The 21,938-nt window shown below is 55.2% G+C and carries 20 protein-coding genes and 1 pseudogene; 12 read left to right on the forward strand and 9 right to left on the reverse strand.

The features are described 5' to 3' along the window. Nucleotides 1–12: 12 nt before the first annotated feature. Nucleotides 13–777 (reverse strand): fumarate/nitrate reduction transcriptional regulator Fnr, encoded by a 765-nt coding sequence (gene fnr / locus ABY734_RS11795; RefSeq protein WP_372779356.1) that lies wholly within the window; start codon nucleotides 775–777, stop codon nucleotides 13–15. A 332-nt stretch (nucleotides 778–1,109) separates the two neighbouring features. Between fnr and ABY734_RS11800 the strand changes: the two genes are divergently transcribed. From ABY734_RS11800 to ABY734_RS11815, 4 genes are all read left to right on the forward strand, one after another. Then, complete coding sequence (locus ABY734_RS11800; protein WP_372779357.1) at nucleotides 1,110–1,349, forward strand: hypothetical protein; 240 nt, start codon at nucleotides 1,110–1,112, stop codon at nucleotides 1,347–1,349. Between the two features lie 133 nt (nucleotides 1,350–1,482). Next, nucleotides 1,483–1,746, forward strand: coding sequence for a hypothetical protein (locus ABY734_RS11805; protein WP_372779358.1), 264 nt, complete (start codon nucleotides 1,483–1,485; stop codon nucleotides 1,744–1,746). Nucleotides 1,747–1,755: 9 nt separating this feature from the next. After that, the gene (locus ABY734_RS11810) at nucleotides 1,756–2,190 is read left to right on the forward strand and encodes an OsmC family protein (RefSeq protein WP_372779360.1); all 435 of its coding nucleotides are present in this window, start codon (nucleotides 1,756–1,758) and stop codon (nucleotides 2,188–2,190) included. 12 nt (nucleotides 2,191–2,202) lie between these two features. After that, the gene (locus ABY734_RS11815; protein ID WP_372779361.1) at nucleotides 2,203–2,649 is read left to right on the forward strand and encodes a universal stress protein; all 447 of its coding nucleotides are present in this window, start codon (nucleotides 2,203–2,205) and stop codon (nucleotides 2,647–2,649) included. A gap of 113 nt (nucleotides 2,650–2,762) precedes the next feature. On the opposite strand, the gene ABY734_RS11820 is transcribed toward ABY734_RS11815, so the two are convergent. Further along, nucleotides 2,763–4,181 carry an MBL fold metallo-hydrolase RNA specificity domain-containing protein gene (locus ABY734_RS11820; RefSeq protein WP_372779363.1) on the reverse strand — a complete coding sequence of 473 codons (1,419 nt, stop codon included), beginning with the start codon at nucleotides 4,179–4,181 and terminating at the stop codon, nucleotides 2,763–2,765. Between the two features lie 551 nt (nucleotides 4,182–4,732). Here ABY734_RS11820 and ABY734_RS11825 point away from each other — a divergent pair. From ABY734_RS11825 to ABY734_RS11840, 4 genes are all read left to right on the forward strand, one after another. Continuing rightward, entirely contained in the window at nucleotides 4,733–5,788 is a 1,056-nt protein-coding gene (locus ABY734_RS11825) for a zinc-binding alcohol dehydrogenase family protein (protein WP_372779365.1), read from the forward strand. A gap of 138 nt (nucleotides 5,789–5,926) precedes the next feature. After that, entirely contained in the window at nucleotides 5,927–7,156 is a 1,230-nt protein-coding gene (locus ABY734_RS11830) for an MFS transporter (protein ID WP_372779366.1), read from the forward strand. 172 nt (nucleotides 7,157–7,328) lie between these two features. Next, the gene (locus tag ABY734_RS11835; RefSeq protein ID WP_372779367.1) at nucleotides 7,329–8,372 is read left to right on the forward strand and encodes a hypothetical protein; all 1,044 of its coding nucleotides are present in this window, start codon (nucleotides 7,329–7,331) and stop codon (nucleotides 8,370–8,372) included. Between the two features lie 58 nt (nucleotides 8,373–8,430). Then, nucleotides 8,431–10,014: a BCCT family transporter gene (locus ABY734_RS11840; protein ID WP_372779368.1), complete on the forward strand. Its 1,584-nt coding sequence runs from the start codon at nucleotides 8,431–8,433 to the stop codon at nucleotides 10,012–10,014. Between the two features lie 50 nt (nucleotides 10,015–10,064). Here the strand turns inward: ABY734_RS11840 and ABY734_RS11845 are convergent, their stop codons facing one another. Next, on the reverse strand, nucleotides 10,065–10,757 hold the full coding sequence (locus ABY734_RS11845; protein ID WP_372779370.1) for a 3'-5' exonuclease: 693 nt from the start codon (nucleotides 10,755–10,757) through the stop codon (nucleotides 10,065–10,067). Between the two features lie 25 nt (nucleotides 10,758–10,782). After that, nucleotides 10,783–12,669 (reverse strand): putative nucleotidyltransferase substrate binding domain-containing protein, encoded by a 1,887-nt coding sequence (locus ABY734_RS11850; RefSeq protein WP_372779372.1) that lies wholly within the window; start codon nucleotides 12,667–12,669, stop codon nucleotides 10,783–10,785. Nucleotides 12,670–13,013: 344 nt separating this feature from the next. Here ABY734_RS11850 and ABY734_RS11855 point away from each other — a divergent pair, with 344 nt between their 5' ends. After that, entirely contained in the window at nucleotides 13,014–13,403 is a 390-nt protein-coding gene (locus tag ABY734_RS11855) for a hypothetical protein (RefSeq protein WP_372779374.1), read from the forward strand. Nucleotides 13,404–13,408: 5 nt separating this feature from the next. Here ABY734_RS11855 and ABY734_RS11860 read toward each other — a convergent pair whose 3' ends face one another. The 5 genes from ABY734_RS11860 to ABY734_RS11880 are packed head-to-tail and all read right to left on the reverse strand — an operon-like array spanning nucleotide 13,409 to nucleotide 18,323. Beyond that, a complete protein-coding gene (locus ABY734_RS11860; RefSeq protein ID WP_372779376.1) occupies nucleotides 13,409–14,278 on the reverse strand; it encodes a TIGR03619 family F420-dependent LLM class oxidoreductase in 870 nt (289 codons plus the stop codon). A 10-nt stretch (nucleotides 14,279–14,288) separates the two neighbouring features. Then, entirely contained in the window at nucleotides 14,289–15,302 is a 1,014-nt protein-coding gene (locus tag ABY734_RS11865; protein WP_372779377.1) for a zinc-binding dehydrogenase, read from the reverse strand. A 13-nt stretch (nucleotides 15,303–15,315) separates the two neighbouring features. Continuing rightward, nucleotides 15,316–16,581: an alkyl sulfatase dimerization domain-containing protein gene (locus tag ABY734_RS11870; RefSeq protein ID WP_372779379.1), complete on the reverse strand. Its 1,266-nt coding sequence runs from the start codon at nucleotides 16,579–16,581 to the stop codon at nucleotides 15,316–15,318. A 15-nt stretch (nucleotides 16,582–16,596) separates the two neighbouring features. Then, nucleotides 16,597–17,868, reverse strand: coding sequence for a sulfotransferase (locus tag ABY734_RS11875; RefSeq protein WP_372779381.1), 1,272 nt, complete (start codon nucleotides 17,866–17,868; stop codon nucleotides 16,597–16,599). A 2-nt stretch (nucleotides 17,869–17,870) separates the two neighbouring features. Next, a complete protein-coding gene (locus tag ABY734_RS11880) occupies nucleotides 17,871–18,323 on the reverse strand; it encodes a VOC family protein (RefSeq protein ID WP_372779383.1) in 453 nt (150 codons plus the stop codon). A gap of 99 nt (nucleotides 18,324–18,422) precedes the next feature. Here ABY734_RS11880 and ABY734_RS11885 point away from each other — a divergent pair, with 99 nt between their 5' ends. From ABY734_RS11885 to ABY734_RS11895, 3 genes and pseudogenes are all read left to right on the forward strand, one after another. Continuing rightward, a complete protein-coding gene (locus ABY734_RS11885) occupies nucleotides 18,423–19,169 on the forward strand; it encodes an SDR family NAD(P)-dependent oxidoreductase (RefSeq protein WP_372779385.1) in 747 nt (248 codons plus the stop codon). A 1-nt stretch (nucleotide 19,170) separates the two neighbouring features. Further along, complete coding sequence (locus ABY734_RS11890) at nucleotides 19,171–19,815, forward strand: TetR/AcrR family transcriptional regulator (RefSeq protein ID WP_372779387.1); 645 nt, start codon at nucleotides 19,171–19,173, stop codon at nucleotides 19,813–19,815. Between the two features lie 341 nt (nucleotides 19,816–20,156). Next, nucleotides 20,157–21,938: pseudogene (locus ABY734_RS11895) on the forward strand (hypothetical protein); the annotation flags it as partial.

A 21,938-nucleotide genomic window follows, 5' to 3' on the forward strand; every position in this document is an offset into this window, starting at 1 on the left:
ATTGTCAAAAGTTCAGGCTCGATTACGATTAACATTGGCTACCTGGCGCAATCGGTGTATGTCTTCCAGGATAATTTCCTTGTTGTTGCTGGTCACTAGTCCATTGCGCGCAAACCGGGTAAACAGGCGGCTGACAGTTTCAATAGTGAGGCCGAGGTAGTTGGCAATATCTGTGCGTGACATGGGTAATCTGAAGCGTGTGCTGGAAAGATTCCGACGCGCATTGCGCGCGGAAATACTTAATAGCAGGGCGGCAATTCGCTGTTCTGCACTGCTTTTACTGAGTAGAGTTATCAGCTTCTCGTCTTCTACTATTTCCTGGCTCATCAATTGGAAAAAGTGTTTCTGCAGACTGGGCAATTGCATGCTCAGCTCACCCAGAGAAGCGAACGGGATTTCGCAAATGCTGGTAGTTTCCAGCGCTTTTGCGGAGCTACCAAAACGGCCGCAACCGATCCCTCCCATCCCGACAATTTCGCCCGGAAAGAAGAACCCGGTAACCTGTTCCTGACCATCGTCGGTGATATGGTAAGTTTTGATCGTACCGCTATGAACGGCGTAGACCGAACGGAAGGTATCGTCTTCGCGATAGAGGTGGTCGCCGCGTTGAAGAGGTAGTTTGCGTTCAACGATATTGTTCAGCCGCTCGACATCGGCGGCGGCCAGCGCGATAGGCAGGCAGAGTGCGCCCAGCCTGCAATTGCGGCAGTCCGCAAATTGCTGGTGAGCGCAGGGCTCTGAGTGTTTGGTCGTCGTGATCTTGAGGACCGGTTTCATTGACTCGCTCTCCAGAGTGCCTTTCAGATGGTCGCGCAATAGATCAGGCTTTCATCTTTATTCCAGGCAGCATTCGAAAGCTATACATATTTTCCGCAATAATCGCCGTTTCTTCGCTACTGTGTTGTGACTAGCTGTTGGGCTTGCTCTATAGGTGGTTGTTTTATTAGCGCTTTTGTCGTTACTCAGTGCCTTCCAGGACCAGGTTTGAGCAGCCGTTCGTCATCGAGACTGACTAGCAGTCGCATGCTGTCGAGCTTTGTTGCGGGTCTGAAAGCGTTATACAAATTCAGGATCTAATGTGATGTTGTCATTGTCGGCCTGTGAATCGGGTGTACTACAAAGCTGATTGTCGTATTGCTTTAACCCCTGAGCATTATCTGTTGGACAGTAACAATTCCCGAGAAAAGTCGAAAACCGATTTCAGAGTAGAGTTTGATCCTGATCAAGGCGGTGTTGATACAGGCATTGTAGATTGCTATCAGGGTAATCGAGAACGAAAAAGCGCTGCAAAGGAAAAGGCAATACAAGGTATTTTTGCTGGATCCGCGAGTGTGCTTGAAAGTGCTTAAAGTAGGGTCTGACAGTGACTTTCTTACCTTGGCTATGTTGGAAAGTCAGCTGGCTACCCCTGATATCTGCGGTGCTGATGTTGCGTGGCACACACATGCGGGGTAAACCAGTTTCTATTTTGGAGATTTTGCGATGGACAAAGTAAATGCTAGCGAACAATGGTTGCAGAAGCTCAAGACTGAGCGTGACGAAATACGCGTTCGCGTTCATCTTGCCGCTGCAGAAGTGCAGGACGAGTGGCAGGATCTTGAAAAGCGCTGGGAGCACTTTCAGGCAAGATCTCGGGAAGTAGGCGCCGCTGCCAGTGAAAGTGCTGAGGAAGTAGGAACCGCTCTGGATTTGCTGGCAAGCGAACTAAAAGCGGGCTATCGCCGCATTCGCAAACACCTTCACTGAGTGCTTTATATGGCAAAATTCCCCCAGGACTACGTGGTGACAGCCTCTGCCATTGTTGACGGTTCTGTCGATACCCAGGCTGAGGGAAAGCCCCCTCTGGCTGTTGCGCCGCCCAAGACCTTTGGTGGGCCTGGCGATATCTGGTCGCCGGAAGAATTATTACTGGCGGCGCTGGCCGACTGTTTTATCCTCACCTTTCGTGCGGTGGCCTCAAGTTCGGGGCTTGCGTGGCAGCATATAAGCTGTCGAGCGACAGGTGTACTGGATCGCGATGGTTCGGCTATTTTATTTACAGGCTTTAATCTCGACTGCGAGTTGAAGATCAGCGATCAGGCCAGAGAGAGCGATGCGGCGTCGGTGTTGGATCGTGCAAAGCAAGGCTGCTTCGTCTCCCGTGCCTTGGCGGTTGAGCCGACAGTGCATACGGCTATTGCATCTGCGTAAGGGGGAAACCGCATGACAAACTTCTCGAACATTCTGGTAGCTGTGGATTTGTCTGGCGAGGCCGACCAGGTTATCGCCGCTGGTGCGGAACTCGCCTCGATAAATCGTGCGGAGATTAGTGTTGTTCATGTGGCGCATGCACTGACTTATTATGGCGATGCTCCTTATTATGTCAGCCCTATAGACCGCGATTTGTACAATCAGGATGAAGTCCGAAAAATCCTATTTGATGAGCTGGATAAGATGGTGGAGCCCTATGACATTACACGGGGCTCTATAGATATTCGATTTGGCTACGCTGCAGAAGAGATTGTCCGAAAGGCAAAGGACGATAGTGTAGACCTTATTGTTCTGGGCACTCATGGTCGGCGCGGTGTGCGGTTATTGCTTGGTTCGACGGCGGACAGGGTGCTTCACCACGCGCCTTGCAATGTGCTGGCCATTCGCATAGCAGACTAGCGACTACAAATGTAAGTCTTTCAGCTGGATTAGTTCAGACTTAATCTGATGGTTGCCGGTTTTGAAAAAGGCTCCGGCAGGTAAAGTCTTAATTGCTGCACTTTAGTTGAGTTTTAAAAAGTGATCGCTTCACCTTCGCCAGGGATATGAGGCTGCCAACCAGATTTTTCTGCGACCGCTGCTAAAGTATCTTTTGCATTGTCTTCACCATGTACCAGGAAAAGCCTGGGTTTACTACCGTTGAAGTGGCTCAACCAGTCCAGCAGTTGGCTTTGTCCCGCATGAGCGGAGAAACCGCCCAGGGTGTGAATAGATGCTTTGACGGCGATTTCATCCCCACCGATTCTGAAGTGAGTGGCGCCATCGACCAGTGCTCGACCGGGTGTTCCATGCGCCTGATATCCGACAAAAATGACGTGCGATTGTTTTCGCCAGACATTGTGCTTCAGGTGGTGTCTGATTCGGCCGCCATTACACATTCCGCTACCGGCGATGATGATTGCGCCTCTTTCGATCTTGTTCAGTGCCATCGACTCTTCAGTCGAAGTGGAGTACCTGAGAATGGGCAAGAAGCTATGCAAGCTTTTACCTTTGGCGTGCACCGCAGAAGACGAGGACTCAATAGTAGCTTTGTGTTCGGTGTTGTAGACATCTTGATAGCGGTGATATATCTCGGTAACGGCGATCGCCATTGGGCTGTCGAGATAAATTACGAGGTGGCGCAAGTCCCCCTTTTGATAAAGCTCACCCAGCCGAAATATGATTTCCTGGGTTCTTCCAACCGCGAACGAAGGTATCAGAATGTTACCTCCGTTTTCTGATGCAGCAGCGATGACATCGGAGAATTCCTCCAGGGTTTCATTCATCGTGCGGTGGTTTCTGTCGCCGTAAGTAGATTCCAGAAGCAGGACATCTGCTTGTTCGACTGAGTCCGGATCCCGCAACAAAGCGGCTTGAGAGTTGCCTAAGTCGCCAGAGAAAACCAGTTTTTTCTCCACGCCACGTTCATTGATATATATTTCAACTATTGCAGACCCGAGAATATGGCCAGCATCTTTAAAACAGATGTCCACGTTCTCGGTGATATTTGTTCGTTGATAATAACTGACGCCACGGCAGTGGTTCAGGGTTTCCTCTACATCGTCGAGACAGTAGAGCGGCTCAATTTCTTCCTTACCGGACCGCCGCCTGCGCTTGTTTTCCCATTCAACATCGCGTTCTTGCAGCGAAGCAGCGTCCTTTAGAAGGACTTCGATAAGATCGCAGGACGGCCGGGTCATATAGATCGATCCGCTAAAGCCCTCCCTGGCCAGCAGAGGTAGCCGCCCCGAGTGATCAAGGTGGGCATGGGAAAGCACTATGGCGTCAATGTCGGTAACGGCAAATGGCAGCGCCTTTCTATTGCCTTCCTCTTCCTCGCGCCGACCCTGGAACAATCCGCAGTCGAGCAGCAGCGTGCTACGGTCGGTTTGCAATAAGTACATGGAACCGGTGACACCAGTGACTGCGCCATAGAATGTCAGTTTGGCCATGATTATCCTCCGCTTACGCCGGTTCCTTTTATGCAGTATAGGAGAGCGGGCTTAATCAAGTATCCAACCCCGGTCATTAACTCTAGATATATAGCTTTATGAGTTTGGACATATTGTCGATAAGCCACTAAGCGTTCTCGCGGAATTGCTTGTAATACAGCGAGTTAGAGCGTGGTTTATCGCTGCTTAGCCAAGCCGAATCAGTGGAAATGCTTGCCGAATTCTAGTGGGATATTGATCGTGTCTTACTCAACATCGTCGCGCGCGAGTATTGCGGTGATTGCTGCGCCGGCAGGTTAGCCATCGGGCTGTGTTATGTTCGGCTGTTTCGAATGCGCAACGCTAATAAAGCTTCTTAAGGTTATGAATTTGACAGTGTCACTTATCAGTTCCTGACGAGGCCGCGAGGAGATATTCGAACTTCAGCTTGATAAGCCTGTTTTATCGAAGGCAGTATCATCGTTGGAAATAGCCTTTGGAGCTAAGTACGCGCAAACGCTGTATTGGGAACTTACCTTGAATCTTTGTCCAGCATAAACAGGAGAATAACAATGAGCGTTCCAAAAACCATGCGCGCCTGGCGTGTACACCAATATGGTGAGCCACTGGATGTTCTGCAGCTGGAGCAGGTTGATACGCCCGAGGCGGGGCCGGGTCAACTGCTGGTTCAAGCTGAAGGCATCCCGCTGAATCTCAATGACCTGGAGCGCATCAATGGCGGGAATATGATGGTGCGCCCTGAATTTCCTTACGCACCCGGTATGGAGGCAATGGGCAAGGTTGTGGCCGCCGGCGAAGGCGCGGAGTCCTGGCTGGGCAAGCGCGTGGCAGCTGTCGCCGACGGCGCCCATGGCGGCTTTGCCGAGTTCGTTAAATGCCCTGCGCTGTCGGCCTTTGAAGTTCCCGAGGATCTGCCCATGCCCGATGCGGCCGCGCTGTTTTTCCCCTTTCACCTAGCCTGGCTGGGGCTGTATGACCGGGCGCGTCTGCAGGCGGGCGAAACCGTCTTGATACATGCGGCAGCCGGGGGTTCCGGCAGCGCCGCGATTCAGTTAGCCAAACACATCGGCGCCACCGTTATTGCCAGTGCGGGTAGCGAGGAAAAGCTAAAGTTTTGTCGCAAGCTGGGGGCTGACCACACAGTAAATTACAAAGAGACAGATTTTTGTGAGCTGGCCCTGCAAGTGACCGACGGCAAGGGTGTGGATGTGGTGTTTGATAACGTCGGTGAAGCCGTCATGGAGAAATCAATGAATGCGCTGGCCTACAATGGCCGCTATGCCATGATGGGTTTTGCATCCAACAAATCCGTGGCCGATGAACCCTTTTTGGTACCGCGCAAGTTGGCGCTGGGAAACTTTTCGATGTTGGGTGTCATGCTGTCCTATATGGATGACTCGATGGTCAATGGGCTTAAAAGCGCGATGGGCTGGAATTTCCCACCACGCTCGCTCGGCGAAGAGATTCAGTCCTCGCTGATGAAGCTGTATCGGGACGGTGCAATCAAAGCCGTCGTCGGCAAGGCCATCAGCTTTGAAGACATTCCCCAGGCAATTGCTGATGTGGCCGCCAGTAAAACCATGGGCAGGGTGGTCGCAGTCGTCTAAACCCGCTGCCGAGAGCCTGTACTATCTGTAATGACATGGCTGTCCGGTTTTTTGGGACGCTGTCACTTGGCTTTGCCAGCGGCGGGGAGTCTGCTTGAGCCGAATCAAAACGCATACAATTGAAGAAGGGCTGTTCGAATGAAGAATCCTGTGTTCTACGGTTGGTGGCTGGTAGGCGTTGCTTTTATCGCACAGATGGTCGGCGCTGGTGCGATCATGTATTCCTACAGCGTTATCGTGTTGCCCTTCGAAAGCGAATTCCAGGCCAGTCGCATGGCAATGATGTTAGGGGTCACCGTTATGCCGCTGGTCAGTGCGCTGATCTCGCCATTTCTGGGGCGGGCGCTCGATCGCTATTCACTCAGGGCGTTCATGCTTGTCGGCTCTCTGGCGTTGCCGCTGGGCTTTATGGCGCTGTCATTTGCAACGGCTATCTGGCAGCTGCCGGTGGTCTACGCATTATTCATGGCCTTCGCTTCCCTGCTGATGGGGCCCTTGGCCGCCTCGACGCTGCTGGCGCGCTGGTTTCGTACCCGGCTAGGGCTGGCTATGGGGATTGCCGCGATGGGTACCTCGGTGGGCGGGTTTCTGTTTCCGCCGCTGGTGGAATGGCTGATCGACGCCTTTGAGTGGCGCGTTGCTTATCGTTGGCTGGCGCTGATCCTGCTGTCGCTGACTTTGCCGGCAATGCTGCTGGTCGTTAACCGTCCTGGGGATCGCGGCTTGCGCGCCTATGGCGCGACTGACGCGGAAGCTTCGGGGCGCGGGCAAACTGCGTTCTCCACATCGGCAGTGCTGAAAAATCGCAATTTCTGGCTGGTGGCAGGTGTCATCAGTGTTCTGTTCGCCACCTACTCGGCCTTGCTCAGTAATCTGGTGCCATTCGCGCTTGATACCGGGATCAGCAAGGAGCGTGGCGCCATGCTGATTTCCGTGCTCGCCTTATTCGGTATGCTCGGCAAAATAATCTTCGGGGTGGTTGCCGACTATGTGGATCTGCGCGCGGGGCTGGGCGTTGCGGCGGCTTTAATTGCGGGTGGCTTGTCATTATTTCTCGACGGCAGTTTTCCAGCGCTGCTTGGCGGCAGTGTCTGCATCGGGCTGGCCGCTGGCGGCATGCTGCCGGTGTGGGGCGCATTGCTGGCCCGGTTGTTCGGTGCCGACGACTACGGTCGCGTGATGGGAATGATGAATCCGGTGCTGATGCCCATGACCGTTATTGCGCCACCGCTGGCGGGTCGAATCTACGATGTTACTGGCAGCTACCGGATTGCTTTTATCGTCTTTATAGTTGCGCTCCTCTTCGCCATCTGTCTTCTGCCGGCAATACGTATGCGCGTCGCATCGGAGGCGGGGCGGCCCTCGTAAGATGGCTTCCTTGTGTTCTCTGGCAGCTCTAGTACCCTAGTTGTGCATCGATTGGAGCGTCAAGCCACAAAAAATGCGGCGCTCCAAGAATCACAATAAATGGGGGCTGTGTATGACATCGACAATCCGAAAAAGGTTGCTACGTGGGCTTGCGTTAGGCTTTATCACTTCAATGGCTTCTGGAGTCAGTTTCGCAGGAGCGGAGCTCAGTGCAGGGATCTGGTGGGTCTACCAGAATGTTGTCACGGATGATTCCAATGATGCTGATGGCGAATTTGCCGACCCGGCGTTAATTCTTTATGCCAGTGATGATGGCAGCCACGGGCCCTGGGGCTTCAGTGGTGAAATGCGAATCGGCACCGGGTCGTTTACCGACAAAGCCAATAACAACAGCGGTGATAACTTTACCATGCACAAGGCTTGGATCAGTTATCAGCTGGACGAGAACAATCAGATCAAAATCGGCAAAAGCCAGGTACCCTTCGGCTGGAAAACCAGCAATTTCTGGCCCGGTGATATGCTGCAGGGCGGCTACGGCGATCAGATGGACGTCGGTATCAAGCTGACAGGAAAGCACAGTGGCATTCAATACGATGCGGCCTACTACACCCAGGATGACTGGGGCAAGACCAGTACCGACACGGTTGATGACAATGGTCACTGGGGCAGCTCGACGACCTACCGCAAGGGTGAAACTCTGGTGCTTAATGCAGATTATCCCTTTGGTAACGGGCACACCATTGGCGCTTCGTTTCAGCAGGGTAAACTGGAAGATCTCACCAACGCTGCCGCCGGCGGCAGAGTCCCGGACGATGGCAAACACCGGGCCTGGGATCTGCACTACACCTATTCCAAAGACAACTTTACCTTCAAGTATCGTTTTATTGATGTGATGCGTGACTTCACAGAACTCGACGCCTGTATTGCTGCAACGGCGTGCCCGAACGTCGAGGTCGAGAATCAGCGTCACGCGCTGCACGTAGACTACAAGATGAATAAATGGCTGTTCTATCTTGAAGCGACCGGTGCCAGCACCGACACCAAAGGCAATGACTCCCGCGACGTTGTTGCCGTCTCTCCGGGGGCAAGTTACAACTACGGTCCCGGGTGGTTCTATATTGAGTACCTCTCGCAGGACGGCTTTATTAATCGAAACGGCGATGTGGGTGAGGGCGATTTTGACGCAATTTACTTCTCCTTTGATTTCTATTTCTAGATGCGATTGCGTCTTGTGAAATCAACCATTGGAATTGCTGAAATAGATCGAGGTAAACATGTCATATGAAGACGATAAGTACAGTATAGAGAATACCGACTATACCGTCGGCCAGGACAATATACAGAAATGGGGGTTCGACATTCACAACCCGGTTTTTGGTATCAGTGCCGGGCTGATTCTGCTCTTTCTGATAGCTGCTCTCGTCACTGAACCGGCCACTGCAAAAGCCGCGCTTGACGGCCTTAAATGGGACATCATCGGTGCGTTTGATTCCTTTTTTGTATGGTCAGCCAACCTGTTTGTGGTCTTCTGTCTGGTGTTGATCTTTTCACCCTACGGCAAGATTCGTCTTGGCGGTGCGGAGGCCAAACCAGAGCACTCGCTGTTATCCTGGTTGGCCATGCTGTTTGCAGCCGGCATGGGGATTGGCCTGATGTTCTGGGGGGTTGCCGAGCCCGTGGCCTATTTCACCGGATGGTATGAAACCCCGCTGGGTGTTGAAGCCAATACCCCGGAAGCAGCGAACCTTGCCATGGGCGCAACGATGTATCACTGGGGGCTCCACGCTTGGGCGATTTACGCCGTAGTGGCGTTGTCACTGGCCTTTTTTGCTTACAACAAGGGGCTGCCGCTTTCCATCCGCTCCATCTTCTATCCTATTCTGGGCGACCACACCTGGGGCTGGGCCGGGCACCTTATCGATATACTTGCGGTGTTGGCTACGCTGTTTGGTCTGGCAACATCTCTGGGGCTGGGTGCGCAGCAGGCCGCTTCCGGTATCAACCATGTTTTCGGCAGCGAAGGTGGCCTGGGGTCGCAGATTCTGGTCATTGTCGGGGTAACGCTGCTGGCAATTATCTCGGTTGTGAGAGGTCTTGAGGGCGGCGTCAAAGTGCTCAGTAACGTGAATATGTTTATCGCCTTTGTGTTACTGGCCTTTGTGGGTCTCGTGGGGTTCTCGGTGGCACTGGGTAATCTCGGCACGACGATAGGCGGTTATGTTCAGAACATTCTTCCCCTGAGCAACCCCCACGGGCGCGAAGATGAAGCCTGGTTGCAGGGCTGGACGGTGTTCTACTGGGCCTGGTGGATTTCGTGGTCCCCCTTCGTCGGTATGTTTATCGCACGAGTCTCGTCGGGGCGTACGGTCAGAGAGTTTCTGGTCGCGGTGCTGGTCGTGCCGACACTGGTGACTGTCCTGTGGATGTCTATCTATGGCGGCATCGCCATTGATCAGGTGGTCAGTGGTGTTGGCGCTCTCGGCAAAGACGGGCTGACGGATGTGCCGCTCGCCATGTTCCAGATGTTTGACGAGCTGCCCATGAGTACGCTGCTATCGAGTATCGCGGTAGTTCTGATTCTGGTGTTTTTTATTACGTCGTCGGACTCCGGCTCGCTGGTCATCGACAGCATTACCGCCGGCGGCAAGATTGACGCGCCGGTACCGCAGCGTATTTTCTGGGCGAGCATTGAGGGCCTGATAGCCGCAGCCCTGCTCTGGATTGGTGGCACCGAAGCCATAGAGGCACTGCAGGCGGGGGCCATATCAACCGGGCTGCCGTTTACCTTGGTGCTGATACTGATGTGTTTCAGCCTGATACTGGGTTTTCGCACAGAACCGATGACGTCGCGGCAGTAAGCAATGTACTGCGCTGATGGCGCGACCCTGGAATAGCGCCTGCAAAGGCGCTAACACCACAACTGACCTATTGGCACTTCTGGCGCGTAGTGATGCGCCAGTTGTGCCTGTAGCAGCTCTGCGGTGGCCATCGCATCTATCGTAGCGTGGTGCAGCTGATAGGCCGGCAAGCCGTAGCGCTGCCGACAGTCCGGCAAGCGCAACGAGGGGAGCGCCTGATTCAGCAGCTTTGCCACTAACCCGCGATTTTTCCGCAGTCTGTCCTGCTCTATGGCCATCGTATCAATCACCGGGAACTGGATGCCTTCGCCGATCCGTTTCATAAGTGCCTGAAACAGAAATTCACGCTCAATGTGGCGGTAGTGCACCACGGCCACTTTGCCCGCCAGCGCGCTGAGTAAGTCATCGAGAATCCCGGTCAGATCCGGGGCATCGAGAATGTCGGAGTGGGTGATTTGATGGATCACCACCGACTGCTCGGCTAGAGGCCGGGAGGGTTTTACAATCCAGTGCTCGGCCTGTGAGCAGCGAATGCGCTCAGTACTGAATGGCACCAGTCCAATGCTGACGATATCATCCCGTGCGCTGTCTAGGCCGGTGGTTTCAAAGTCGAGGGCGACCAGAGGTACATGCTCAATGGGTGTGTCGGCGCTAACCATACTTTGCTGGTAATAGGCCCGCAGGTGCTCATTGCGACAGCTCTGCTGCAGTTGCTTAAAGCGTCTGTCCCAATCAACAGGCATCCCTTTATCCAAAGCCATAGCCAGGCTATACCCGCACGTTGGCTTTGTAGCGGAACTTCAGGAAATTCTGTGCATTGTGGAGAACCCTGAAGGCCTCTTTGAGATTGCGCCGTTCAAAACTGGAGAGCATATCGGGCTGGACATTGTTGTCGGGTTCTTCGCCGGCCTGAATCGCCAGTGCCTGGTGCCGCGCTCTGACAATGGAGAGGTATTCCAGTGCGTCACTCAGGTCCTGAGCTTTGCCTGAGGGCAGCAGTCCCGCCTGCTTGATATCCTCGATGCGCTCAAAGGAATTCTGCGCCTTGGAGCCGACCGCCAAGGCATGCACTCGAATGGCGTCGGTCAGGGGGGCGGTGCCGCGCCGCTTCAGGTTGATTGAGTTTCTGTGTTTGCCGTCCTGCTCCAGTACAAACTCCTTGAAAAAGCCCAGTGGTGGCGTGCGATTAAGTGCATTGCGCGCCATGCTGGCGAGAAATGCGCGGTGTTTGGGTGCCTTGTCAGCGACAAACTGACGCAGCTCCTCCGCCAGCTTTTCCTCGCCCCAGACACTGTCAAGGTCGAAGAAAATACAGCTGTTCAGCAGGGCCTTGGGCTGGGGTTTTTCAATCCAGTCGCTGAACTGTTGCTTCCATTCATTCAGGCTTACACGGTAGGCGGGGTTGGTCGCCATGATGTTGCCGCTGCAGTAAGGGTAGCCGCATTCGGCCAGGCCATCACTGACAAAGCGGGCGAGCTCTTCAAAGTAATGGCCGTGCCGATCCTCCTGGAAATCGTTGTGCAGGATGATGGCATTGTCCTGGTCGGTCACGATCAGCTGCTCGTTGCGCGCCATGGAACCCAGTGCCAGAAAACTGTAGGGCACGGGTGGCGGCCCCAGTTTCTCTTCCGCCAGCTCCAGCAGCCGCTGTTTGAAGCTGCGTCCGATCACCGACATGGCGCTGCCAATCATATGGGAGTTGGCGTCTTCATTTGCCATGCGCACAAAGACCGCAGGTAACTGTTGTGCGTAATACTTCAGCCCGTCAACGCTCTGCTGCGCAAAAATGCCGCGGGCCAGCAGTATGCTGCTTTGCGATTCATGCCGAAGAATGTCTGACAGGGAGATTACGCCGATGCAGCGACGTCGATGCATGATCGGCAGGTGATGCACATTAAAGCGCAGCATCGACAGCATGGCTTCAAATACATAGGCGTTGTCGTCCAGCGTGAGCAGATCTTCAGTCATGACCTCACTGACGGCGGTCTCGTAACTGATTCCCTGTGCCATAACCCGCGAGCGCATGTCCCGGTCGGTAACAATGCCTACAACATGAGGGCTATCGTCGCTGGTGGCGACGGGCGGTGTCGAGCCCGTAACCAGTAGTAGGGACACACCCTGTTCGGTCATTTGCCGTGCGGCGTCGCGGATCGAAGTGTCGGAAGCGCAGGTGACCAGTTCTCGGGTAATCAGCTCTTTGACTTTTACTGTGGTCAGATCATTACTTTCTGCTTGCGCCGAAATCGCGTTGCGCAGCAGTGCATCATCTTCCGCCTCAAAATAATCGGCAAAGGTATCGAAGCGATCACAGAGATCGTTGAACAGGGTGACCGGAATGCAATACAGCAGCGTGTCTTCCAGGGCCTTCACGGGAAAGCGCACCCGACGGTTCATCATCAGGCCCAGCTGTCCGAAAATACCCCCTTCACCCAAGCGGTTATAGAGCTCGCCCGTGCGGCGGAACGTTTCAACGACACCGCTGCGAACCACGTAGAGGTCCTGAATGGGCTCGCGGAATTGCAAAATATCCCGGCCCGCACGGTAATAGCTGATTTCAACCTGCTGGGCAATTTCATGCAGGGCAGTTTCAGGTAATTCATTGAATGGCGGATGTTGCGCCAGGAAGCCTGCAATTTCGAGTTGTTCTGCGTGCACCGTCACCCCTTATCCCCGCGGCCCAGGGCATTACCGCCATCGGCTCGAGTTTCTTTGACTGCAGTGGCTTGAAGCATAGCCAGTTTGACCGCAAATCAACACCGCTGCCAACCCTGTACGCCAGGATCGCCGAGGATTCGGGGCTTTCCGGCAGTGCGCTCGTCAGGCCGCGCATCATCTTGCCGACCGTGGAAATTACGTATATGGCTGCCTGTGTTTCCGGAGCACAATCATTGCACAAATAAGCCTTGGTGAGTCCTAGTGAGAGGCAGGGAGCACTGAGTCGTATATGAGCAAAGCGCCTCTGCAGTATCAATCGCGCGGCAGAGAGAGGAGAAAAGCCAATGAGCAATGTAACAACGGCGCTGACCACCCTGTCACAACGTGTGAGATACGCCCAGAAGCGGCAACTTATTTCTACCCGCGATCTGGCAAGCTCGGTTCGGCAAGACCCCGAAAAGCTGGCAGCCTGGCTGGAAACCACCGATATGAGTGGAACCGTATTTCTGGCCCAGCTGGCGGATGTGCTGTCGGTCAACCTGTCGTGGCTGGTGACTGGGCTGGGGTCCGCAGAGCGGCTGGAAGAAGAGTTGGACAGCTCCGATATCGAGCTGTTGTCGGTCGTCCGCAATCTGTCGCCCATGTCACGTGCTGCCCTGCTGAACACCGCAGAGCGTATGCTGGACACGGAGCAGACCTATCTGGCGCAGGAACGGTCTTCACAGCGATCCTGAGTGTTTTAAGTAAAGCGATGGATCACGTCCTTGGCAAAGCGCTCCATCAGTCGTTTTTTGTCATCCAGGCTGGAGCCTTTTCCCAGCGCGTAGTCAAAGGGCATATTGAGGCCTGACGTCATACCGCTGTCCTGCAGCGACTGAAAGACCGATAACTCCGGTTTAACCGTCAGACCCACCAGTGTTTCAAAGGGCAGCTGTTCCCGCCCGGCCTGCTTGCGCAACTCCTTTATTTCCCTCATCAGCCCCGGCACTTCGTCGGGGTGATTGCCTGTGCCTATCCAGCCACTGCCGTACCTGGCCGCTCTTTTAAGCGCGAGCTTGTTGGCGCCGCCTATGTAAATAGGAATATCGTTTTCTGGGGCGGGCGCGAGCCGGATTGGCGGAAAGTCGATGTACTGACCGTGGTATTCAACAAGCTCGGGCTTCCAGAGGATTTGCAGCGCTTCCAGGCACTCGTCGAGGCGCTTGCCACGGGTTTTGAATTCCACGCCGTAGATATCAAATTCCTCGCGCATCCAGCCGGCACCAGCGCCCAGCGCGAAGCGACCCTTGCTGAGAATATCCAGCGTGGCGCAGGCCTTGGCCACTTCGATGGGGTTGCGCAGCGGCAGCACGTAGACGCCGCAGGTAAAGTGCAGCCGACTTGTGGCGGCGGCCAGTGCGCCGAACAGCGCCCATTGATCCGGGTATTCCGACTCTTCGGTTTGTGGCGGATAGCCGCTGTCGGAATAGGGGTAGCCGGCCTCCATCGTGCCGGGGTAGAGGGCGTGATCGCCGCTCATTACACCGTGAAAACCGACCTCTTCCGCGAAGCGGGCGATTTCAATCAGCTGGTCCGTTTCGGCCCAGGTAATCGGTTGCCAGAATTTCATGCGCTTGCCTCTAGTGTTGACAGTTTACGAGCACCTTGGCGGTTTGGTCGGTTTGCCGCGCCTGTACAAGGGCGTCGTTGAATCGGGACAGGGGGAACTGGTGGCTGACCAGAGGGGCGACGTCGACCTGACCGCTGCCGAGCATCGTCAGCACCTCGTCAAACTCGTTGTCGTAGGCCATCGAACCGGTGATCACCAGCTCGCGCATCAGCAGGTTTACCAGATCCATTGGTACCGGTTCTTTATGCAGGCCGAGCACCACAACGCGGGCGCCGGTTTTGCCGAGGCTCACGATCTGCTCGAAGGCCGATCGCGCGCCGGTGGTTTCCAGGTAGAGGTCGGTGGCGGGCATGGGCATGCCCATGAGTTCCGCACTGCCGTGCTGCTCGGTCAACACGTCGGCAAGTTCGCCGGAGGCCGCGTTTACTGTTGTGGCGCCCAGTTGCCGCGCGATACTGAGCCGGAAGTCGGACAGGTCGGTTACCACAATGTTAGCGACACCGAGATAGCGCAGTGCGACCACGGCACTGAGCCCGATCGGCCCGGCGCCAAACACAAGGGCTTTGTCGCCGGCTCTGGCCTGGCCTTTATGGCAACCATGCAGGGCGACGGACAAGGGTTCCACCAGTGCCGCCTGCTCGTCGGAAATGCTGTCAGGCACTTTCAGCAAGGCTTTGTGGTCGGTGGCGACGCCACGCACTTTCAGGTAAGGGGCAAAGCCGCCTTCGGGGCCGCCGTTGCCAATGGCATTGCTATTGGCCATCGGGTTGACCACAACCCGATCGCCGGGGCGGAGATCGTTGACGTGCTTGCCGACGTTTTCAACGGTTCCCACCAGTTCGTGCCCAAGCGGCATCGGACTGAGGGTGCCGAGCCCGCCCATGGCGATATAGCCAATGTCGGAGCCGCATATGCCGCACAGGGAGACTTTTATGATCGCGTCATCATTATCGGCCGTGGGCGTAGGTACCTGATCGAGTCGTACATCGTCAGGGCCGTGAACCGTTACCAGAGGCATAGACATAATCAGATTCCCGTCAGGTGATTTCGTTGATCTGCGATTGAATCGTGTTTATCTGGTGATTCAGCCAGGATCGCAGCCAGAAATTATCGGTCTGGTCGAGCAAGTCTCTGTGAATGGCCCGAGATAGGCCGAGCGCTTCGCAATGTTCGGGCTCAGCATTGAGCACCATATCGACAAGGTGCAAGGCCTCCTCGAGTTTGCGCGCCTTCTGTTTGCTTCGTGCGTGATCCAACAGGGCGTCAACGCCGGCCAGTGCCACCACATCGGCATGCACCTGACTGGCCGGCACTGAGTACAGTTCGGTGGTGGACTGGTGGTGAAACCAGCCGCCATAATTCTCCCAGATAGCGCGCACGCTCCAGCTGACCTTGCCGTAGCCTTCGCCCACTTCCAGCTCGGGCGGCAGTGCTATTTCGCTCATCAATTCGTGAACAGTTTTACCGGCGTTCATGCCCTTCACGGTTTCATCGTGAACATAGAGGATGGCGCCGTGCAGGGCGTTGAGTTCGTCTTGAATAAGCTCGCGCCCGACCACCGGGCCGTGGTGACCGTAGAGAATCATGTCGGGTTCAAGTCTGCGTACTGTGTCGACGGCGTTCGCGACTACCAGCGCATCGCGGTAGCGATCACCGCGAATGGTCACCAGATTGGGAAAGTGTCCGAAGGGGCAGCCGAACAGGTTACCGGTAAAGCAGATGCGATGTTCGGGCAGCCAGACAATAACCGAGTCGTTGGTCTCCGCGCCGGGCACTGCGATGACTTCCAGTTGCAGGTCGCCGATCTCCAGTTGCAGTTTATCCTCAACCAGAGTGTCTGGTGTGGGAGCGTCCTGCGGTGGCATGTCGGTGTAATTGTGCTGCTGATAGTGGGTAAAGGCCGCGCTGAATTTTTCCGTAAAGGCAAAGGCCGAGCGCTGGCCGCGAAATGGCCCCAGTCGCGAATCGTAGGCCTGATGCTCTGGATTGTTGGCGCCGGCAATGACCGTGAGGCCGGGATTTTTTTCTCGAAAGTAAGCCACCCCGCCAACATGATCCACATGACCCTGGGTCAGTATCAGGGAGTGCAATCTTTGTTCGGACAGTACATTCAGGTTGGCGTCAATTACCGGCGCTTCCATGCCCATGCCGGCATTCAGTTGAATGCTGCCTTCGCTGGTTTCAATGCGATACACATTGGAGAAGGCTTCGCTGAGGGTGATGAAATCGTTGATTCGCTGACCGCTGTCGAAGCGGGCGGGGTTGGGCTCCACCGGACGGCTTTTATAGATCGGGGTTCGCATGAGGGGGCTCGCTGCTCAGCTTTTTACTTCCGGTCGAACCGGAAAATGCTTGAAATAGAAATCGAACTGCTCGCGCAGTACCTCGGGGTCGATGCCAAAGTCACCTTTTAGATCGTAGACAACCTGCCCGTGTTTACCCCGGGGGTTGGCGGCCATAAAGGCTTGCAGTTCGGCGCGGGCGGCGTCGGTCAGTGCAAGTCCCGCCTTGGCGTAAATCTTTTCAACCATGCCAATATCATCGGCCATAAAAATATGAAAAGGCACGTCGATACTCTGGCTTTCCGGCAGGCAGTCCCGGTCGCGAACACAGGCCCGCAGCAAATGGTCGATGCGAGCGATCCAGTAGTCGGCCAGTTCCGGTAGATCAATGCGGGTGCGCGACATGCGCTGGCCGTAGGCAAGCATGGTGATAGCGGATTGAATAACCGCGACTGGGTCGCGGTGGGTAACCGCCACCGTCGCGTCCGGAAAAACGCTGTGCAATACCGGAAGTTGTTCCAGGTGCTGTGGGCATTTGAGCACCCAGCGGGTGTTGTGCCCGGTACTGTCGCCATCCTGCCATGTGAGAATTTTCAGTACCGTTTTCATGTACTCGTAGTGGGGCGTCTGGTCGGTGGCGTAGTAGTGGTCGCGCCAGCGCTCACTGTGGCAAAGCCATTCAAAATTGTAGGACGCAAAGTCCGGCCCCATCAGTTCCAGTTCTTCGTGAATATGATCCGGCTCCATCGGGTGCATGGCGGCTAGGTGAGGCACGGTTTGCTGCATGGCGGCCCATTCGTCGGCGCAGCGTTGGTAGCGCGGGTCGGTGCCATCGGGCAGGGGCTTCTCGCCGGGGGTGGGTAAGGGTTCATAGGATTCCCACAGTGGCAGGGAGCGCAGGCGTGAGTCGGCGGCCATCAAGTTGAGCAGGTGGGTTGTGCCGGAACGAGGCAGGCCGGCAACAATAATGGGCGCGACGATCTCAATATCGTGGATTTCCGGGTGGCGAGTCAGTAGATCCTGTATCAGCAGGCGGTTTTTAGCGAACAAAAGCAATTTGTTGCGCAGGTTCATCTTCGCCAGTGAGTTGAGCGTGGGGTGTGCATCCCATTCGCTGCACAGAAGCTCCAGCCGCACTTTAAAATCGTCAGCACCGAAATCAGTCAACTTCAGCGTTTGTCGGGCTTCATCTAGAATGTCCTCGGTATCAAGGCTGACGGAGAGCGTTTTGCCGAACTCGAGTGCGGCTTGCTGCAATTCGCTGAGCTGAGGATTGGCCAAATCGTTCAGGCGGATGGCATCAGGCATGGTTATTCCCCGGTGTTTTCAAAGAGTTCGATTATCAAGGGGTCGCCTTTCCGTTCGAGGTAGGCGGCGGCGAGATTGTCGGCAAAGCGTTTGATCCAGATGGCCTCGTAGCCAAGCTCTTCTGCGGCTTTGACTTTCTCATCCAGATCCTCGACACGAAAGCGCAGGTGATGAATGCCTTCGCGCCCCTGATCGAGAAATTCCTTGTGCGGGGTGCCGCCGTCGAGCCATTCAATCAGTTCTATTTCAATATCACCGCTTTTGGCAAAGGCCAGACGCAGCGAGCTGTTTTCCTGGCGGCCCCGATACCGCCAGTCCATATCAGGGGCGTTCATCAGCGTAAACTCGCCGAACAGGGGTTGGTAACGGGCGATGGCTTCGTTGAGGTCGGCTACCACAAAGCCCACCTGATCGATGGGGCCGAGGTTAAGCGCGGTTTTTAAATCATCGTTCATGAGGGAGGCCTCAGTATTCGGTGCGTATTGCCTCAAATGTAAGCTGTGCGTATTATTAATTCAACCATATTATAAATGATCAGTTTTTGGGAGAGCATCATGTTCAGCGGAATATCCTATGACTACGTCGGCGCGCAGGTTCTGGTAACCGGCGGTTCCAATGGTATTGGTCTGGCCTGCGCCCGGGCTTACCGCGAGGCAGGTGCCGAGGTTGTTATTACCGGTCGTCGCCCATCGGCCGGTGACTATGAGCATGACCTGTCGGGCTTTACCTATATTGAATTGGATGTAAGCGACCGGGCTGCGTTGCTGGCGCTGCCAGAAAAGCTGCAGCGACTGGATATTCTGGTGAACAACGCCGGTGGCACACAGGCGGATGAGTGGTCGCACGAGGGCTTTGATCACTCGCTCGACATTAATCTGTCGAGCGCTTTTCACCTGAGCACTGCCTGTCGACCGCTGCTGGAAGCCAGTGAGTTTGCAGGGGGTGCCAGTATTATTGGTATCGCCTCCATGACCTCCTACTTTGGCAGCGAATGGACGCCGGCCTACGGCCCGGCCAAGGCGGGCATTGTGCAGATGACCAAAACCTTCGGTCACTGCTGGGGCAAGTACGGCATTCGCGCCAATGCGGTCGCCGCGGGTTTAACGCGCACCAACCTGGTCGCACCAGTGATTGATCATATGCCCGACATGATTGAGGAAACCTTCGCCCGGCAAGGTATCAAGCGTGTGGGCGAGGCAGAGGATATCGCGGCAGCGGTGTTGTTTTTGACTTCGCCGGCTGCGAGCTGGATTACTGGGCAAACCCTGCCGGTGGATGGTGGATTTACGGTAGGTATGTGACGTGGAGGCTTTGACCAAGCATCAGAAAAACTCGAATGCGACACGTAATCGCCTGATCGAGGCGGCTGAAAAACTATTTGGCAGTCGCAGTATAGATGCAGTATCGATCAGCGAAATTACCGCTGCGGCGGGGCAGAAAAACCGCAATGCACTGCAATACCATTTTAAAAACCGCGCTGGTTTGTTACAGGCAATTGTGGAAAAACATTCGAAGCAGGTGGCGGTACTTCGGCAGTCCTATTTTGAGCGTGCGGCGGCGGGGGAGTGGCCACCGGCCGAGGCCGCAGCGCGCTGTTTTGTCATGCCTATCGTCGATTATGTGAAGGTAAACCCGGAGGGGGTGAACTTCGTCAAAATCATCTCCCAGCTTTCGGCGCTTAATCAGATTCAGGGTAATACTGAAAACGCATTGGGAGTCGAGTTCCCAGCTATCCCTGCGTTGCGGTCGCTGCTTGAATCGGCGATGGCGCATCTGAAAAAGAAAGAGCGGGAGCAGCGCATCTACCTCTCTGTCAGTATCGCTTTCCATGGTATAGCCGACATCTATCGAAGGCACGAGCACAGTGCCAGGAGGCTTGATCGAACGATGTTTGAGCAGTTGGTATGTGTGTTGGCTTCGTTTATGAAGGCGGGGCCGAGAGCTTAAGTTCTCGGCCGAGAGACTGAGTTGCGTATAATTTCACATAATAACAATGTTTTGTCTGGCTCTGATAAATGTAGTCTGATGGCGGTATAGGCATTATGTTAGTATGTGTTAGGCGATTGCGAAGTTAAGCGACTCCTTTTGTCTATTTTAGATCTTGTTGTGAGCCACTTAGCGAAGTTATGCCTAAGCATTGTAGTAAATTCTCTGTTTTTATTTTTGCAGCCTCATTGTCATCTTCGTTGGTTCTTGCGGGGCCAGTTGGTAACGCTGCGCGTTCCACTGGGGTGCTTCAACCTGTTGGCAGGGCTGTGGGGCTGGATCCGGTCCAAGCAGCTGCGCCGGTGGACAATTTGCTGGGTTCCGGCGCGAAGCAACTCGGCCTATCGGAAGATCCGCTGCAGCTGACTAACGGGCAGCTTGACGACTTGAGTGCCCTGGACAACGGCTTTGAGGAGTCGCCCAATGCAGGAATTACGCAGCCTTTGGGAGATAGCCTGTCGCCATTGGTTGATGTCCTTGATGCCCGATTAGACCCTCTTACCGATCCTGTCGATGATGCACTGCTGGAACCAGTGCTCAGTGTCACCGCGCCGGCTACCGATCCGCTGCTGGATGCGCTTGAGCCCCTCACCAATCCCGTTGATAGCGTCGTCGCCGATTTGACTGGCGGCAGTGTGCAAGATGCCCTGACAAATAATGATAGCAATACAGAGGATGGCAACGGCGTCGTCAACGATGTGCTGGGTGGAAAACGCAAGTCAAACAATGATCGAGAGTCGGGAGAGGCCTCGCCCTTGCCCGCCGTTTCAAGGGGTATTGGAAAGGCGCTTGGTCGAACAGCTCGTCCTGCGGAGCAAGCTCTGGACCCTGTGACTGACCCGATCGATGGGCAGGTTTTCGCTCCCGCTCTTGGGGCGGTAGCGCCAGTGTCGGAGCCGGTGCTGTTTGAGCTAGAGCCAGTGACAGCACCCGTTGATGGCACGCTGGCGGATGTAACCGGAGGTAGTGTCGAAGACGCCCTGACTAATAGTGATGACAACACCGCCGATGGTGACGGTCTGATCAACGATTTGTTCAGCGATGGTTCGCGGGATGAGGCCGACGGCGGTGAGTTTGCTGGGGATGGTACAGAAGAATCCCCGCTTCCCGGCCTAACGGGACCCCTGGGTGAGACGTTGTCGCCGGTGGTGGGTTTTGTCGACGTCGCCCTGGATCCGCTTACTGACTCGGTAGATGACGTTGTCCTCGAGCTTGTTCTGGACGCCGTAGCTCCGCTAACTGATCCGGTGCTGGAAGCTGCCGAGCCACTGACTAATCCCGTCGATGGTGTCACGGCTGATCTGACCGGCGGGAGTCTTGAAGACTCATTGACAAATATTGATGACAACACTGCCGATGGCAATGGCGTGGTGAATGACCTGCTGGGTGGTGATGAGAATACCTCCGGTTCAGGAGACGACTCAGGCTCAGGTGGGCTTGGCGACCTTGCGGACAGTCCCGTCTTTGGGCCGATTGTTGAGTTGGTTGATTCAACGCTGAACCCAGTTATTGAGCCGTCTGTTGAAGTTGTCGACACAACCCTCGATCCGGTAACCGATCCGATAGATGCCCAGGTTGCGCCCATTCTCGATGTAATTGCACCGGTTACCGAGCCTGTTCTGGATACGGCGGCGCCGATTGTTGACCCGGTGGACGAAGCCTTCGCCGGTGTTGGGGGTGGTTCAATCGGTGATGCACTGACCAATTCCGATGGCAACACTGCCGACGGCAATGGTCTGGTAAATGACCTGTTGGGCGGTGATTCCGGGACAGGTGGTGATGGCGGTAGCTCGGCGGACAACGACGGTTTGCTCGCCCCGGTAATCGATGTTGTCGACACCACGCTTGATCCAGTTACCGATCCGATAGACACCCAGGTTGCGCCCATTCTCGATGTGATTGCGCCGGTAACCGAGCCTGTTCTGGATACGGCGGCGCCGATAGTTGATCCGGTGGATGAAACTTTTGCCGGTGTCGGCGGTGGTTCCATCGGTGATGCGCTGACCAACTCTGATGGCAATACTGCCGACGGCAATGGTCTGGTGAACGACCTGCTGGGAGGTGATTCCGGAGCAACGGGCGGT

It is taken from the genome of Litorivivens sp. (genome assembly GCF_041624475.1).
Classification (GTDB): domain Bacteria; phylum Pseudomonadota; class Gammaproteobacteria; order Pseudomonadales; family Spongiibacteraceae; genus Litorivivens.

Excerpts from the sequence above, each read along its gene's own strand:
- ABY734_RS11870 (WP_372779379.1), bottom strand. The coding sequence starts at position 16,581 with ATGCGAACCCCGATCTATAAAAGCCGTCCGGTGGAGCCCAACCCCGCC.
- fnr (WP_372779356.1), bottom strand. The coding sequence starts at position 777 with ATGAAACCGGTCCTCAAGATCACGACGACCAAACACTCAGAGCCCTGC.
- ABY734_RS11860 (WP_372779376.1), bottom strand. The coding sequence starts at position 14,278 with ATGAAATTCTGGCAACCGATTACCTGGGCCGAAACGGACCAGCTGATT.
- ABY734_RS11885 (WP_372779385.1), top strand. The coding sequence starts at position 18,423 with ATGTTCAGCGGAATATCCTATGACTACGTCGGCGCGCAGGTTCTGGTA.
- ABY734_RS11815 (WP_372779361.1), top strand. The coding sequence starts at position 2,203 with ATGACAAACTTCTCGAACATTCTGGTAGCTGTGGATTTGTCTGGCGAG.
- ABY734_RS11825 (WP_372779365.1), top strand. The coding sequence starts at position 4,733 with ATGAGCGTTCCAAAAACCATGCGCGCCTGGCGTGTACACCAATATGGT.
- ABY734_RS11875 (WP_372779381.1), bottom strand. The coding sequence starts at position 17,868 with ATGCCTGATGCCATCCGCCTGAACGATTTGGCCAATCCTCAGCTCAGC.
- ABY734_RS11830 (WP_372779366.1), top strand. The coding sequence starts at position 5,927 with ATGAAGAATCCTGTGTTCTACGGTTGGTGGCTGGTAGGCGTTGCTTTT.
- ABY734_RS11845 (WP_372779370.1), bottom strand. The coding sequence starts at position 10,757 with ATGCCTGTTGATTGGGACAGACGCTTTAAGCAACTGCAGCAGAGCTGT.
- ABY734_RS11835 (WP_372779367.1), top strand. The coding sequence starts at position 7,329 with ATGGCTTCTGGAGTCAGTTTCGCAGGAGCGGAGCTCAGTGCAGGGATC.
- ABY734_RS11865 (WP_372779377.1), bottom strand. The coding sequence starts at position 15,302 with ATGTCTATGCCTCTGGTAACGGTTCACGGCCCTGACGATGTACGACTC.
- ABY734_RS11880 (WP_372779383.1), bottom strand. The coding sequence starts at position 18,323 with ATGAACGATGATTTAAAAACCGCGCTTAACCTCGGCCCCATCGATCAG.
- ABY734_RS11855 (WP_372779374.1), top strand. The coding sequence starts at position 13,014 with ATGAGCAATGTAACAACGGCGCTGACCACCCTGTCACAACGTGTGAGA.
- ABY734_RS11840 (WP_372779368.1), top strand. The coding sequence starts at position 8,431 with ATGTCATATGAAGACGATAAGTACAGTATAGAGAATACCGACTATACC.
- ABY734_RS11820 (WP_372779363.1), bottom strand. The coding sequence starts at position 4,181 with ATGGCCAAACTGACATTCTATGGCGCAGTCACTGGTGTCACCGGTTCC.
- ABY734_RS11810 (WP_372779360.1), top strand. The coding sequence starts at position 1,756 with ATGGCAAAATTCCCCCAGGACTACGTGGTGACAGCCTCTGCCATTGTT.
- ABY734_RS11805 (WP_372779358.1), top strand. The coding sequence starts at position 1,483 with ATGGACAAAGTAAATGCTAGCGAACAATGGTTGCAGAAGCTCAAGACT.